The following is a 1,249-nucleotide window of genomic DNA, read 5'->3' as shown; positions in this document are numbered from 1 at the left end:
GTGTCGAACGCCGCCCGGTACCTGAGGGCGTGGACGGAAACGACGGTCCAGCCCGCGCCGCCCCGGCAGCCGGCCACCCTGCCGCCGGCCGCTCACGGTATCCGTCTTCCGGTTCACCACGCTGCAGGATGTTCAACGACGGCCGTCGGACCGCTGAAGTTCGACGGCTTTTACCGATATCAAATATTCGTAGACGCATTGCAGGAATGTGTAGTGCCACCCTGCGCGCCCGTCTAGAAACGACCGGCGAACGGCCATCATGTAGAAAAACTTGAACACCGGCCGACACGGCATCCTGTAGAACAGCGCCTTCTGATGAAATCGTCGAACATTGAAGTCGCGAGCGAAAAGCGCCTTGGTGATCGAAAAATCGGCCTGCCGCCGGCGCAGCAACTCGCCTGCTTCCATCGACGAATAGACGTTGTGCTTGCCGATCCAGTGAGCCATGCCTTTCGAGAAAGGAAAGTGATCCAGCGGGCCGGCCAGTTCATGAATTTCGCCGTCGACGATCAGAACCTCGTTGACTTCGCGTTCGTAATGCACGCGCGACGGACGCACGAACCGAATGAAGTATGGCGAGATTTGCGCATGCTTCAACCAGCGACCCAGGAAGTAGTCTCTACGCCGCATCCTGGCTGCCCCGATTTCGTCGGGCGCATCGGAAGCAAAGCGGCGGAGTTCATCCAGCAGTTCCGGCGACGGTCGCTCATCCGCATCCAGGATCAACAGCCATTCGTGCCTGAAGCCGAAATTCCGTAACGCGTGGTTACGTTGCGCGGCGAAACCGTCGAATTCCCGCGCCACGACATGCGCGCCGAACGCGTTCGCGATCTGCACGGTGTTGTCTTCGCTGATCGAGTCGAGGACCCAGATGTCATCCACGCCATCGATACTCTTCAGGCATCCCGGCAGGTCCGCTTCCTCGTTCTTCGTCAGGATCAGGACCGAGAATCCGTAAGTCATTGCACCCCTCTGCGCACGCGCGAGTTGATTCGGCGGGCAGGCATACCGGCATACACCGCCCACGGCTCTTCGAGCGGCCGCGAAACAACGGCCCTCGCCCCCACCACGGCCCCCTCGGGTACGACCGCACCGGGCGCGAGAAAAGCCTCGGCACAGACCCATGCGTGATCACCCACTGCAATCGGACGCGTCACGAGCTGGAAATTAGCGGAATGGATATCGTGCGAGCCGGCGCAGAGGTGCGCGCCTTGCGAAATCACGGCATAGCTTCCGATCTTGATCGTGG

At 60.8% G+C, this 1,249-nt stretch carries 1 protein-coding gene and 1 pseudogene; both read right to left on the bottom strand.

Annotated elements, in window-relative coordinates; all coding sequences use genetic code 11:
* Positions 1–132 precede the first annotated feature (132 nt).
* Entirely contained in the window at positions 133–963 is an 831-nt protein-coding gene (locus ACWEOZ_RS44360) for a glycosyltransferase family 2 protein (protein ID WP_105817664.1), read from the bottom strand.
* Positions 960–1,249, bottom strand: a pseudogene (locus tag ACWEOZ_RS44355) (hypothetical protein); the annotation flags it as partial. The gene ACWEOZ_RS44360 and the pseudogene ACWEOZ_RS44355, both read right to left, overlap by 4 nt.

This window comes from Actinoplanes sp. NPDC004185, from assembly GCF_053603475.1.
This window is presented reverse-complemented; position numbering and strand designations above follow the sequence as displayed.